Genomic DNA, 13,759 nt, shown 5'->3' on the forward strand with positions numbered 1-13,759 from the left:
TCGCGGTTCTGTGTCAAACGCGGCGTGTTCGTGCGCATCAACTCAGGAGAGTACAGCGGGCAGGAAGCTCATTCGACGGATCATCCACTCTGACTCCCATTGGACGGCGGCGTCGGCGCTGAGCCGGGCCTGTGGGAACCGTCGCAGGAACCCACGCACTGCGATCTTCGCCTCGAGCCGGACCAGCGGGGCGCCGATGCAGTAGTGCATGCCGAGGCCGAAGGACAGATGCCCGTGCCCCCGTCGCTCCGTGTCGAAGCTGTCGGCACCCTCGCCCGGTTGCCGGTTCGCGGCCGCGATGCTGACCTGCACGGGGGCACCCTTGGGAATGAGGTAGCCGCCAAGCTCAATATCCTCCAGGGGAAAGCGCCAGGTCGGGTGCGGGAATGGGGGGTGCACCCGCAGGGTCTCCTCGATCCACGCTGTGATGTCCTCGTCAGTTCTCGGTCGCTCGTGCGGTGGCCGGCGTAGGGCCTCGTACAGCGAAGTGGAGATTAGGCTCCCCGTGGTTTCGTAGCCAGTAATGATCATTCCCAGGGTCCAGACGATAACCTCACCCTCGGTGACGGCGGCACCTGGTCCGTCGGAGCCGGCCAGCAGCCCGGTTATCACCCCGTCGCGTAGCCCATCCGGGTTGCGTACCCACTCCTCAACCGCCCCGAACAGACCTCCGATCGCCTCTCGGCGGGCGGCGTAGTCAGAGGAGTACAGCATGATGTCAGTGATGCTGCGCAGTCGGTGCTCTGCCGCTGGGGGGAGACCGAGCATCTCGGAGATGAACGCCAGCGGGATCTTGTGGGTGTAGTTGGTGACCACGTCGACCTCGGCGTTGCTTCCGGCGGCCGCTTTGCTGAGTTCGTCCAGGAATCCCTCGACCTTGGTGGCTACCTGCTCGCCCCATCGCTCGGTGTTACGAGGGCTGAGTACCGGGGCGTGGATCCGTCGGATCCGCGCGTGGTTCTCACCGTCGCTCATGATCATTGCCCGCGCGTACTCTGGCGGCGGCTGGGCTGTCACCATCAGTCCCGGCTGGCGCATCCATTCTGGGACAAGGGTGATGTCCTTCCCCATCTTGGGATGGGTGAGAGCCTGCTTCACCAGCTCGCGGTCGCATACAACCCAGGCATGCCGCCCGAGGTAGGGAATGCGCACCACCGGAGCTATCCGGGCGGCCGCGATCAGGTCCGGCATGCAGTCAAACAGCCCTGGGTCGACCGGCATGCTCGTCTCGGGAGCTTCGCCTAATTCGGCGTTCGTGGTAGCACTCATTGTGTGGGACCTCCGGTAGGGACTCGACCCTGGGATTCAGCCATGTCCTCGATCAGCTCAGCCGCTCGTTGCGGTGCGTCGTAGCGTTGGTGTTCGCGGGACAGCGCGCGTGCCCGCTGCCGGTAGCGCCCGTCGTGCAGCACGGTGACCACGGCATTACGCAGGGCGTCCTCGGACACCGCGCGGCGGGGAAGAACGACACCCGCTCCGGACCACGTGATCCGGGCCGCGACGTCGGGATTCTCCTCGGTCGCCGGCGCGGCGACCAGGGGCACACCGTGGGCGAGGGCAGCGTTGACGCCGTTGTAGCCCCCGTTTGTCAGCATCACGTCCACGTGTGGCAGTAGGTGATGGTAAGAGACGAACCGCTCCAGCCGGACGTTGCCGGGTAGCGGCCGCAGCAGCTCGACGTCCAGATCGCTCCCCGTGGTCACCACAACCAGGAAGTCCTCGGCTGCCAGCGCCCGGACTGCGGGAACAAGCAGTCGGTCGACATCGTTGGCGGTGGTGCCCTGGGTGATGAGCACCACCGGCTTGCCGGCATCCAGCTCGTGCCACCAAACGGGCGGGTCGAACCTCTCCGGTGGCGCTCCGAAGAGTCCGCCAATGAAGTGCGTCCCTGGTAGGAGATCGGTGCGGGAAAACTCAAAGGACGGCACGGTGGTCACCAGATACAGGTGTGGGGGACGTGCGATGTTCTCCATGGCTCGTGTTCTCAACCGTGGCAGATCCACCGAGCCTCGTACCCGATCGGCCTCCCGGCGTAGGTCCCGCATGGACAGTTGATCGCCGACGAACCGCAGCAGGGCGTTCCGGGCTCGTCCAACGTGGGAGGAACTCGGTTGCAACCCCAACCCGAGCGGTGCGGTGTCCCGACTGCCCAGGATGTAGATCGAGTTGCTCAGCCAGGCCAACGGCAGACCGGTCCGTTCGCTTGCGAAGCATGCGCCATAGCACATGTCGTCGGCGAGGATGCAGTCGGCGGGAAAGCGTTCGAGTACGCGGAGTAGATCGGTGAGCTGGCCGGGCGCGGTGTGGTAGAAGATGTCGCGTACGCCGATCTTGAAGCTGGCGAGTCCGGTCAGACCAGCGTGGTGTGGAAACGCCTCCTCCCGACTCCTGCCGCCGAAGTCGAGTGCGTCACTCATGGGCTCGAATCGCGCCCCGGCCTGCTCGACCTGGTTCTGGAAGGCGCGGCCGGTGTACCACCGCACCTCATGTCCACGTCGAGTCAGTTCGCCCGCGACATCCACCATGCTAACGATATGTCCGGGTGCCGGCGTGGTAGCGATCAATACACGCATCAACATCGCCTCCGTCGGGCCTCGCTTCACCGTTCGCCAGTGTCACCGAATGCCGGGGTCGTGAGCATCACCTCGGGGTGAATCCCACGTGTCTACGTAGGATGGGGGCCCGCTACGGCTGTGTGGGACGCACCGGTTCGCTGGGCAAACCACCTGTGGCCATGCCCATCACGTGATGTGCGGACGGTGCCCGGGTGGAATCATTGTCGACAGGTCGATCTCGTCATCGCCCTTCGAGCACATTCCTGTGCTATGCGCATCGTGTTGAGAGGACACCTGTGGTGGCAGCCTTGCGAAACAGTGGCGGGCCGGGACTCGCCATTAATGGGCAGAAGCGGGTCACCGTAATAGGCGCGGGCATCGCCGGGCTGGTGACGACCTACGAACTTGAGCGCCTCGGCCACAAGGTCGAGATTATCGAAGCGAGCCGTAGCGTCGGCGGCCGAATCGACACACACCGGTTCACCGTCGGTGGCCGACCCGGTCCTTTCGCCGAACTAGGGGCGATGCGGATTCCCGCAGGGCACAGGCTGACCAGGCACTACATCGCCGAGCTCGGTCTGCAGGATCAGGTGCACCGGTTTCAGACGCTCTTCTCCGACGACGCCGCCTATCTGCCAACCTCGACGGGCTACGTCCGCGTCGGCGAGGCACACGAAACGCTGGTAAAAGAGTTTGTTGCTGGGCTTCCGAACCGGCGCTACCGGGAGAACACCCTGCTCTTTGGCGCCTGGCTCGACGCCACCATCCGGGCTGTGGCGCCCCGCCAGTTCTACGACGGCATGCAGAACGAGATCGGTGTGGAACTACTCGACCTCATCGATGATATCGACCTGACGCCGTACCGGTGTGGTAGCTCGGGAAACCGAATTGATCTGCACTCCTTCTACGCTGACCACCCGTTGATCCGGTCTCTCTGCCCGCCGCATCTCGAACGTTTCCTCGACGACGTACTCGATGAGACCGGCTCCAGCATCATCCGGTTACGGTCGGGAATGGACATGTTGCCCCAGCGGCTCGCGGCCCAGATCCGTGGACCGATCTCGACGGGCCACGAGGTGGTGGGGATCGAGGTCCACGACGACACAGTGGTGCTCCATGTCCGGCAGGGTACGAAGATCGTCACGACGAGCTGTGACTATGTGGTCTGCACCATTCCGTTCACGGTGCTCCGGGGAGTTCGGCTGGTCGGATTCGATGACGATAAGCTCGACATTGTCCATCAGACGAAGTATTGGCCGGCGACGAAGGTCGCCCTCCACTGCCGCGAAGCGTTCTGGAAGAAGGACGGAATCAGCGGTGGTGCCTCCTTCACCGGTCGGCACGTACGGCAGACCTACTACCCGCCTGCTGATGGTGATCCGGCACTCGGGGCCGTGCTGCTCGCCAGCTACAGCATCGGGCCTGACGCCGACGCACTCGGTCGCCTGAGCGAGGCGGAACGTAACGCGCTGATCATCAGGGAACTGAGTGACATGCATCCTGAGCTGCGTGAACCCGGTATGATCCTCAACGTGGCAAGTCGGGCCTGGGGCCGGCACCGATGGTCACTCGGGGCAGCCACCGTACGGTGGGGGCAGGAGACCGCGCTCCGTGAAGCGGAGCGGCGAGAGGCGGCACGGCCGCAGAAGCGCCTCTTCTTCGCAGGTGAACACTGTTCGTCAAAGCCCGCCTGGATCGAGGGCGCGATCGAATCGGCCATTGATGCCGCCCACGAGATCGAATGGCACGAGCTCCGCGTCGACCGTGAGTTCGCCACCACCCGGTCGAGCCAGTTGGGAAAGTCGGCATGAGTGTTTTCGATCTGCCCCGGCTGCACTTCCGGGGAGCGGCGACGACACACCTGCCCACCGGTCCACGGAGCGGCCTGGTGGACCTTGCCACGAACACCGCGCTCACTGAGGACGGTCGGGCGTTTGCCGTAGCGCGTCCGGCGCACGCATACCACGACTATCTCGACCAGGTGGGGCCACGCTTTGACCACACCGGCCGCCCCTGCGCCGACGGACCCTTCAGTGCGGCCAAGGGTAGGGACTTCGCCGGCAACGGGCACTTTTCGGTGGACGCGCGGATCGTCAGCGTCGAGGCTCGCACCGGCGAGATCGATACCGCGGACCCGGTGGTCGGGCGAACCGTTGACATGTGGGGGCACTTCAACGAATACCTTGGCACGACGGTCAACCGGGCCCGTGTCTTCGATGTTGACCCGGCCGCTGACCGGACCACGACGCTGATGGTGGGGCAGTTTGGCTTTGGGCGCGACGGGCGATCCCATGACCGCGGCTACCTCGCCACCGGATCGGTCCACGGCTTCGTGCCGCCGAGGTGGCACAACGCGGACCACCGCACCGACATCGACGACCACTGGCAGGCCAAGGAGCTGCGTCGGTCCGTCGTGCACCAGTTCGTCGTGACGAAGGACGAACTGACCTGGCTCGACGCGGCAGCAGCCTTCCCGGCCGTGCGGCTACTCAGAGACACCGATGCGAGCGGCCTGGTGGTGCAGTTCTCGCTCAGCCACATGTCCGTCCCGACCGTGCCCGACCAGCCGAGCCGGTGGCAGTTGTCCGGGACGATAGCTCCCTGGTACCCGCACGAACTGCGGAGCTACCCGGCGGGCCGCCTGCTCGTCCCGGACAGTCGGGGTCTGCGCCGCACCAACGGCCGGCTGCACAACCTGTCAGTCGAGCTGACCGACACCCATGCCGTCCTCAACATGATCACGGCGGTGCCCGTTGACAGGAATGGACCGGTAGATCTCGGGGATCTCGAGTTGCGTACCGCCGACAGCGATCGGGTGGTAGCCCGCCTGCCCCGGGAGGCGTATCTCGACCAGGAGTACATCCTCGCCTGTGGCCTGGTGACCGTGCCCATCGAGATCTCCGCAGCGGCCGCGGCCGCGGAGCCGTTGCGCCTGGTCACCAGCGGATCGGGCGGTGTGGGGCGACAGCTGCGGGAGCGGGAGGTCAACGTACAGGTCGACGAGTCGGCGCGCATTCTTGAGCACCCACGAGACGCCGAGGACGCGAACCACGACAGTGAGGTTCCCGTGCGTGCCTTCGTCCGGGGCCGGCCGAGCGCCGTCCACGAGATCTGGGTGCGGCAGTTTTTCAACCCCCGGGCTCTGCCCGGTAATCCGGCAGCCTGTTCCCCCAAGGCCCGCTGTTCCGACATCGACGTGGTCCGGCTGCGTTCGGGACGGCTGAACCAGCCCGGAAGCTGGTCGAGCGCCTGCGTTCTCGGTACTGACCAGGAGGGGTATGGGTGGTTCACGATGCGGGGCGGGACGGCCGGTACGGCCCTGGTGCTGCTCTCCACCGACGCCGACGACCTGCCCTGCGATGTGGACGCTCCCGGCTCCGCGATGCTGGCCTACGACCACGACGACACCCTCGGCTATTGGCCCGGCGCCGGCTATCTCTCGATCCGTGTCCTACCCGACGACTGGCGACTGGCCGGCCTCGAGCAGAAGGACGTGACGTTCGCGCTGGTCTACCGGGAGGTCTTCGCCTTCTACGAGCACCTGTTCTCCTTCATGAAAGCAGAGGTCTTCAGCCTGGCGGACCAGTGCAAGGTGGAGACGTACGCCAAGTTGATCTGGCAGATGTGCGACCCCCGGAACAAGGCGAAGACCTACTACATGCCGCCAACGCGGGATTTGTCCGAGCCGAAGGCCCGGCTCCTGCTGAAGTATCTACGCGCGCAGCAGGTGCCGGATTCGGTCCTCCTGACCGCACCGGCGACGAGTCGCCGTAGCCACCGGATAGCCAACCGCGATCAACTTGTGCGCGTGCTGCGCGAGGCGGCGGCGGTCGAATTAGCCGTCATGCTCCAGTACCTCTACGCAGCCTATTCCGTGCCCACCTACGGCGTTGGGCGGGAGTACGTACGGCGAGGTGCGTGGACGTCCGAGCAGTTGCTGCTGGCCTGTGGCGACGGTGGGGAGACCCTTGACGAGGGTGTCCGTAGCATGCTGCTGAACATCGCCCGCGAGGAAATGATCCACTTCCTGTTGGTCAACAACATCCTCGTGGCGCTGGGCGAGCCCTTCCACGTGCCGCGGATCGACTTCGCCACGATCAACTGCGAGCTTCCCGTACCGCTGGACTTCTCCCTCGAAGGCCTGGGAATCGGTAGTATCGAGCGCTTCACCTTGATCGAACGGCCGGAAAATCACGTACCCGACGTGCTACGAGCTGATGGCGCGGCGGCCCAGGAGGGTGGCCACACCTACGCCTCGCTGAGTGACCTTTACTCCGCCATCCGGGAGGGGCTACAGGACATCCCCGACCTCTTTCTGGTCGACCAGGGTCGGGGTGGCGGGGAACATCATCTCTTCCTGCGGGAATCGGTCAACCGCCGCTACCCCGACTACCAGCTCGAGGTCGACAACCTGTCGAGTGCACTGTTTGCCATCGATATCATCACCGAGCAGGGCGAGGGTGGAGTGCTCACCGCCGGACCTGAGGAGGAGTCGCACTATACCTCGTTCCTGCGAATCGGCGAACTCCTCCGTGGCACGGTCGCCCCGGGGGGCGAGCTGTGGCAGCCGGCCTACCCCGTGCTGCGGAATCCGACCCTTCGGCGTGGTGAGCGGGCCATGGAGACGGTCACTGATCCGGATGCCCGAACGGTTATGGCACTGTTCAATCGCGCGTATTTCATGGCGTTGCAGCTCATGGCGCAACACTTCGGGGAACGTCCGGACGGGAGTCTGCGGCGGTCCGACCTGATGAACGCGGCGATCGACATGATGACGGGCCTGATGCGCCCCCTCGCTGAACTGCTGGTGACGCTGCCCTCGGGGCGGCGCGGTAGGACTGCCGGACCCTCGTTCGAATTGATAGAACACCCCGCACCGGTGCCCCGCCCAGAAGTGGCCCGACGCGGCATCGCCCGGCGTCTCGATGACCTCGCGGCCGAGTGCCGCACAGCTTCCCTGGTGCCGAGGCGGGTGGGGGAGATGAGCGCGTTCTGGGCCGACCACTTCCGGCCGTGATGGTGACCGGGCTTCCCGCGGTGCCTGAGCAGCAACCCGGGCCGACTTTCTGGAGGGAGAGCGTATGTCGTCCACGACGTTGCCGCGATTCACCCTGACCGGCTGGAACAGGGAGGACATCGTCAATCCCTACCCGGTGTACCGGCGCTACCGGGAGGTCGCCGCGGTGCACCGGGGCGAGGCGGGCGGCGATGCCCCGGAGACCTTCTACGTCTTCTCCTACGACCAGGTTGCCCAGGTGCTGTCGAGTAGTTGCTTCGGTAGGGGGAGGTCCCTGGACGCCACGGCGGCATCTGTCCCGGTACCGGCCGACCAGAAGGCCCTCCGGGCTGTCGTCGAGAACTGGCTGGTGTTCATGGACCCGCCACGGCACACCGAACTACGTTCGCTACTGAACAGAAGCTTCTCTCCCCGGATCGTCACCGGCTTGCGGCCCCGCATCGCGCGGATCGCGCAGGAGCTCCTGTCACGACTGGGCCGCCAGGTGGAAACGGACCTCGTCGAGGGATTCGCCGCGCCGCTACCGATCCTTGTCATCGCCGAGCTGCTCGGGATTCCAGCGGAGCGGCACGGGTGGCTGCGTACGAACGCGTTAGCGCTACAGGAGGCCAGCTCCTCCCGGGCACGTCGGGATACCGCCGGCTACGCACGGGCCGAAGCGGCCGCACAGGAGTTCACCGAGTACTTTCGGGAGCAGGTGCGCCTCCGGCGCGGCAGCGCCGGTGATGATCTGCTGACGATCCTCGCCAACGCGCAGCTACGCGGAGCACCAGTAAGTCTGGACGCAGTCGTGGGGACCGGCGTTCACCTACTGACCGCCGGACACGAGACCACCACCAACTCGTTGGCGAAGGCGGTGCTTGCGCTTCAAGCACACCCAGCGGTACTCGAGGAGCTGCGTGGCGCCGACGGCCTGACGGCGGATTCGATTGAGGAGTTCCTGCGCTATGACCCGCCCGTGCAGGCGGTGACCCGGTGGACGCACCAGGACACCACCCTTGGCGGCTGGGAGGTACCTCGTGGTAGCCGAGTGGTGGCGTTGCTGGGCTCGGCCAATCGGGATCCGGCACGCTTTCCGCTGCCTGATGCCCTGGATGTGCATCGCCCAGCCGACCGGCAGCTTGGGTTTGGCCTGGGCATCCACTACTGCCTCGGCGCGACGTTGGCCCGCGCCGAGCTCGAGATCGGGCTCCAGACGTTACTGAACGGTCTTCCCACCCTGGGCTACCCAGCCCAGTACGTCGACTACGCCGACGACATGGTCTTCCACGGACCGAGCCGGCTGATACTCGTCAACCCAGGAGAAAGGTTCTGCCAATGACCGCAATCTCGTCCCAGCCTGTGCCGCAGGCGGTCGGTGAACTCTACGACCGTCTCACCCTGAGCGCCATGAGTGACGGCACGTTCAACCCCAATGTACACATCGGATTCTGGGATTCCCCGGAGTCGGGTGCTTCGGTCAACGAGGCGATGGACCGGCTGACCGATGTGTTTATTGAGCGCCTGCGGGTCAGCGCCGCGGATCACGTTCTCGATCTGGGTTGCGGAGTCGGCGGACCGGCGCTACGACTGGTGTCGCGGACTGGCGCACGGGTCACCGGCATCAGCATCAGTAAGGAGCAGGTGAAGAGCGCCAACCGCCTGGCCGCCGAGGCGGGGGTCGCCGACCGCGCCGTGTTCCAGCACGGGGACGCGATGCGACTCCCATTCCCGGACCAGTCGTTCGATGCCGTTATGGCTCTCGAGTCGATGTGCCACATGCCGGACCGGCAGCAGGTGCTCACCGAGGTGTGCCGGGTACTTGTCCCGGGTGGCCGGCTCGTCCTGACCGATGTGTTCGAGCGCTTCCCGCGTAAGGAGGTCCGGCATCAGGGAATTGACAAGTTTTGCAACGACCTGATGTCGACCACGGCGGACATCGACGACTATGCCGCCATGCTCCACCGTTCCGGTCTGCGGATGCGCGAGCTCCTCGACGTCACCGAACAGACCACCCTGCGCCTGGCGGACGAGTTGGCCAAGTTGCCCGTACTGGACGAACGCCCCGCTGCTTTGAACGAAGGCAACTTCGAGTTCTCCGATGATGCCTTCAAGCCGTCCGACCTGGAGGGTGTGGACGACTTCGGCTGCCTCCTGGCAACGGCGGAGCGCCCGTAGCGCAGTTTCGGTGTCGGGGGGCGGTATCCAACGCCTCCCGGCACCGGAAGGGCTATCCGATTTTTGGCACGAGGAAAGCGGGACAATATGTCTGACTCCGGCGAGTGGACCGACGTGCTGATCGTGGGCGGAGGGCCGGTCGGAATGGCGTTGGCTCTGGACCTGAGATACCGCGGCATCGACTGCATGGTGGTCGAATCGGGTGACGGTGAAGTCCGGCACCCCAAGGTGAGTACGATCGGGCCACGCTCGATGGAGCTGTTTCGCCGTTGGGGACTCGCAGCTGCCATCCGTGGTGCAGGCTGGCCAGCCGATCATCCGCTGGACATCGCCTGGGTCACCAAGGTCGGCGGTCACGAGGTGCACCGGTACCGGCGGGGCACGACGGCGAGCCGTGGACCTTTCGTGCACACGCCGGAGCCGGATCAGATTTGTCCAGCGCACTGGCTGAACCCACTGTTGCAACGCGCCGTCGGAGTGCACCCGACCGGCCCGTTGCGACTGAGGACGACCGTGGACCGCGTACGCCAGGCGGCCGACCACGTCGAGGCGACCCTCATCGAGGGTGCTTCTGGCCGGACCAGCACTGTTCGGGCGCAGTTCCTGGTCGCCTGTGACGGTGCCGCCTCTCCCATCCGGCAGGCGTCCGGCATCGGCGCTCGGCCTCGCCACAAGACCCAGGTGTTTCGGAATATTCTCTTCCGAGCCCCTGAGCTCAAGCGGCAACTCGGCGACCGGGTCGCCCTTGTCTACTTCCTCATGCTGTCATCCCGGTTGCGCTTCCCCATGCGTTCGCTGAACGGCAGTGATCTCTACAACCTGGTTGTTGGTGTCGACGGCGGGGCCCAGGTTGACGGCAAGTCCTTGATCAAGGATGCCATCGCTTTCGAGACTCCAGTGCAGTTGCTCAGTGACAGCGAGTGGCATCTCACCCATCGGGTGGCCGACAGCTATCGAGCGGGAAGGGTATTCCTCGCGGGCGACGCCGCCCACACCCTCTCACCCTCCGGTGGATTCGGCCTCAATACCGGGTTCGGCGATGTCGCGGACCTGGGCTGGAAGCTTGCCGCCGCACTGAATGGCTGGGCCGGGAGTCAGCTACTGGACACGTACGAGACCGAGCGTAGGCCGATCGCGCTGGAGAGCCTGCAAGAGGCGAATCTCAACCTGGAACGCACCATGCGTCGGCAGGTTCCGCCCGAGATCCACGCCGATGGTCCCATCGGTGAGGTGGCTCGCGCAGAGTTGGCCAGCAAGCTGGTGCAGGGCGGAGCGCATCGCGAGTTCGACGCGCCAGCGATTCACTTCGGGCTGTCTTACCGATCCTCGACCATTATCGCTGACCCGTTGGGTCCGCCGCGTCCAGGCAAGCCGGACAGCCACTGGCGCCCGGGCAGCGAGCCCGGCTACCGCGCCGCACATGCCTGGTGGGATGCCAACACATCCACGCTCGACCTATTTGGTCATGGCTTCGTTCTGGTGTCCTTCGCCGAGAGCATGAGAATGTCCGCCTTGGAACGCGCTTTCGCCGAACAGCACGTACCGCTGACCGTACGACGCGGAACTGACCCGGAGATCGCCAAGCTCTACGAGCGTCCCTTCGTGCTGGTCCGCCCTGATGGCCATGTCGCATGGCGCGGCGACGACCTACCTATCGATCTTGTGACCTTCGTTGACAGGGTTCGCGGCGAATCCTGACCTGCCTACGCTCGTGGAGTTCGGGGGAGCGCTCTGGCCGGGTGGCCTGGCAGCGACCGCGGCAGTGGAAGTGCTGGGAGGAAGGTCTTCCGGTGGCGGCAGGGCCGAAATTCCGGACCTGGCTCTGATCTGGGAGGCCGAACACATGGAGGAAGTGGTGTGAAAGGAATAGTTCTGGCCGGTGGGTATGGGACCCGGCTGCATCCAATTACTCTGGGTGTTTCGAAGCATCTTCTGCCAGTCTATGACAAGCCAATGATCTACTATCCGCTATCCGTTCTCATGCTCGCAGGTGTAACGGACATAAAGATCATTTCCTCGCCGGATGACCTTCCTCTGTTCCAGCGACTGCTGCGGGACGGTTCCCAGTTCGGGCTGTCGCTGAGCTACGCCGAACAGGACAAGCCCCGAGGTTTGGCCGATGCCTTTCGCATCGGCGCCGACCACATTGGTGACGACTCGGTTGCCCTCGTGCTGGGTGACAACATATTCCACGGTCCCGGCTTCAGTGACCTGTTGCAGCAGACCGTGGTGAACATCGACGGCTGTGTGTTGTTCGGCTACCCCGTACGTGATCCGGAACGGTACGGAGTGGGCGAGCTGGACCGGTATGGACGGCTCGTAAACCTGGTGGAAAAGCCGTCCCGACCCCGCTCCAACCTCGCCATCACGGGACTCTACCTCTACGACAATGACGTGGTGGAGATCGCTCGTGATCTCCAGCCGTCCGACCGCGGTGAGTTGGAGATCACCGACATCAACCGTGTCTACCTCCAGCGCGGTAAGGCCGAACTGATCTCACTGGGGCGCGGCTTCGTGTGGCTGGACACCGGAACTCACGATGCGCTGACCGAGGCGAGCCAGTATGTGCAGATTATGGAGCACCGACAAGGTGTTCGGGTCGCCTGTCTGGAGGAGATCGCCTGGCGAATGGGGTTTATCGATCAGGACGCCTGTCACCATCTTGGTCGCCAACTTGCGAAATCACCCTATGGGCAATACGTGATGGAGGTGACCGCAACCGCCCGCCGGACCGCCGCCACCGCCTCGTAGCTATCCCCCATTCGCGTGCCTCCGAGAACTGGTGTTACCCATGCCTTTGATTCCATGTAGTTACCGTCACCTGGGCGCCGCTAAACGGGTCGCAGCGGGACCCGGTGACGGCCAGGCGCCTAGTCCGCCCCAAAATAGCTTCGCTGTCGACCGCTCCGGACCGACTGCCCTCGCCAGCCGGCCTGTCGCGGTGGGTGGGAGGCCCTGGTGAGGATTCTGGTCACCGGCGGTGCCGGTTTTATCGGCTCACACTATGTGCGATCCCTGCTGGCCGGCGAGTTGGCCACCGACGATCCGGCCGCGACGTCGGACGCCTGCGTCACTGTCCTGGACAAACTCACCTACGCCGGCAACCGCGCCAACCTGCCAGGCGCACACCCACGCCTGGACTTCGTGCAGGGTGACATTTGTGACCAGGCGTTGCTGCGGGACCTGTTCGAAGGCCATGACGCCATCCTGCACTGCGCTGCCGAGTCACACGTAGACCGCTCGGTCGACGGTGCGGAAAACTTCGTACGCACCAATGCGTTGGGTACCCAGTCGGTGCTGGAGGCGGCTGTCGCAGTCGGTGTACCGCGGGTCGTTCACGTCTCCACCGACGAAGTGTACGGATCCATCGAACACGGAGCATGGACCGAGGCGTGGCCACTCCTACCGAACTCCCCGTATGCGGCCTCGAAGGCGAGTGCGGACCTCATTGCCCGATCCTACTGGCGCACCCATGGTCTGAACGTCTCGATCACGAGATGTGCGAACAACTACGGGCCCCACCAGCACCCCGAAAAACTCATCCCGCGGTTCATCACGAACCTGCTCGAGGGTCTGCCGGTGCCCGTGTACGGCACCGGGGGGAACGTGCGCGAGTGGCTGCACGTCGCCGACCACTGCCGCGCACTCCACCGGGTGCTCATCCACGGGCGTCCCGGCGAGGTGTACAACGTGGGCGGTGGAACCGAGTTGACCAACCTGGACTTGACCGAGCATCTGTTACGACTGTGCGGCGCGGACAAATCCATGATTCGTTACGTCACTGACCGCAAAGGGCATGATCAACGGTACTCCCTCGACGACACCAAAATCCGCGAGAGTCTCGGCTACCGGCCGCGAGTGACCTTCGCCGAAGGGCTGGCCGAGACCGTCGCCTGGTACCGCGACAACCCGCGATGGTGGAGAGCCGCCAACCTCGGCGCACCTCGTACACCATCGCGGCACCCAGTCGGGCGGCGACCGGTGCGGTCCGTGGACCACGCATCCGTATCGACAACCAGGAGTCACTGAA

General features: G+C 64.9%; 9 protein-coding genes. 7 read left to right on the plus strand and 2 right to left on the minus strand.

Annotation, left to right across the window (positions count from 1 at the left end):
* Nucleotides 1-42: 42 nt before the first annotated feature.
* Together SALPAC4_RS0120980 and SALPAC4_RS0120985 are read right to left on the minus strand one after the other, a co-directional pair.
* Nucleotides 43-1,269 carry a cytochrome P450 gene (locus SALPAC4_RS0120980; RefSeq protein ID WP_027644933.1) on the minus strand — a complete coding sequence of 409 codons (1,227 nt, stop codon included), beginning with the start codon at nt 1,267-1,269 and terminating at the stop codon, nt 43-45.
* A complete protein-coding gene (locus tag SALPAC4_RS0120985; protein ID WP_397537993.1) occupies nt 1,266-2,573 on the minus strand; it encodes a glycosyltransferase in 1,308 nt (435 codons plus the stop codon). Before SALPAC4_RS0120985 ends, SALPAC4_RS0120980 begins: the two co-directional genes overlap by 4 nt.
* A gap of 278 nt (nt 2,574-2,851) precedes the next feature.
* On the opposite strand from SALPAC4_RS0120985, the gene SALPAC4_RS0120990 reads away from it, so the two are divergent.
* The 7 genes from SALPAC4_RS0120990 (at nt 2,852) to rfbB (ending at nt 13,758) form a co-directional block, all read left to right on the plus strand.
* Nucleotides 2,852-4,366, plus strand: a complete 1,515-nt coding sequence (locus tag SALPAC4_RS0120990) for a flavin monoamine oxidase family protein (RefSeq protein WP_027644935.1) — start codon at nt 2,852-2,854, stop codon at nt 4,364-4,366.
* Nucleotides 4,363-7,572, plus strand: a complete 3,210-nt coding sequence (locus tag SALPAC4_RS0120995) for a ferritin-like domain-containing protein (RefSeq protein WP_019872023.1) — start codon at nt 4,363-4,365, stop codon at nt 7,570-7,572. The genes SALPAC4_RS0120990 and SALPAC4_RS0120995 overlap by 4 nt, the downstream gene beginning before the upstream one ends.
* A 64-nt stretch (nt 7,573-7,636) precedes the next feature.
* Entirely contained in the window at nt 7,637-8,893 is a 1,257-nt protein-coding gene (locus tag SALPAC4_RS0121000) for a cytochrome P450 (RefSeq protein ID WP_019872024.1), read from the plus strand.
* Nucleotides 8,890-9,729 (plus strand): SAM-dependent methyltransferase, encoded by an 840-nt coding sequence (locus SALPAC4_RS0121005; RefSeq protein ID WP_019872025.1) that lies wholly within the window; start codon nt 8,890-8,892, stop codon nt 9,727-9,729. The genes SALPAC4_RS0121000 and SALPAC4_RS0121005 overlap by 4 nt, the downstream gene beginning before the upstream one ends.
* An 87-nt stretch (nt 9,730-9,816) precedes the next feature.
* Nucleotides 9,817-11,427, plus strand: a complete 1,611-nt coding sequence (locus tag SALPAC4_RS0121010; protein WP_019872026.1) for an FAD-dependent monooxygenase — start codon at nt 9,817-9,819, stop codon at nt 11,425-11,427.
* Nucleotides 11,428-11,586: 159 nt separating this feature from the next.
* Entirely contained in the window at nt 11,587-12,480 is an 894-nt protein-coding gene (gene rfbA / locus SALPAC4_RS0121015) for a glucose-1-phosphate thymidylyltransferase RfbA (RefSeq protein WP_027644936.1), read from the plus strand.
* A 207-nt stretch (nt 12,481-12,687) separates the two neighbouring features.
* Nucleotides 12,688-13,758 (plus strand): dTDP-glucose 4,6-dehydratase, encoded by a 1,071-nt coding sequence (gene rfbB / locus SALPAC4_RS0121020; RefSeq protein WP_019872028.1) that lies wholly within the window; start codon nt 12,688-12,690, stop codon nt 13,756-13,758.
* The last annotated feature ends 1 nt before the right edge of the window (nt 13,759 follow it).

The organism is Salinispora oceanensis (assembly GCF_000383575.1).
Classification (GTDB): domain Bacteria; phylum Actinomycetota; class Actinomycetes; order Mycobacteriales; family Micromonosporaceae; genus Micromonospora; species Micromonospora oceanensis.